Annotated in this window: 1 protein-coding gene; it reads right to left on the reverse strand. The window is 48.1% G+C overall.

Annotated features, from left to right (window positions below; all coding sequences use genetic code 11):
• Window positions 1-14 precede the first annotated feature (14 nt).
• Window positions 15-293, reverse strand: a 279-nt coding sequence (locus PZH32_RS13445) for a hypothetical protein (protein WP_428994058.1), incomplete at its 5' end; no start/stop codon positions are given.

Genomic DNA, 293 nt, shown 5'->3' on the forward strand with positions numbered 1-293 from the left:
ATATGATTCCCCTCCTACCTGCGATGAAATAAACCCGAAAGTTTTTTTCTGATTCCGCTATGCCGTGAAAAATCCGTCACCGGAATCTCCTCTCCTGTCAGACGGCGGCAGATATTCTCATATCCTTTTCCTGCCGGACTTTCCTCGCCTACGACCGGTTCTCCCTGATTGGTTGCAATCACCACGGATTCGTCATCCGGAATGACTCCTAAAAGATCAATCGCAAGGATCTCCGTCACATCCTCCACTGACATCATATCTCCTTTTTTGACCATGTCCACACGCAGTCTGTT

Origin of the sequence: Adlercreutzia equolifaciens (assembly GCF_029076695.1) — a bacterium.
In the GTDB taxonomy this organism is placed as follows: Bacteria; Actinomycetota; Coriobacteriia; order Coriobacteriales; family Eggerthellaceae; genus Adlercreutzia; species Adlercreutzia equolifaciens_A.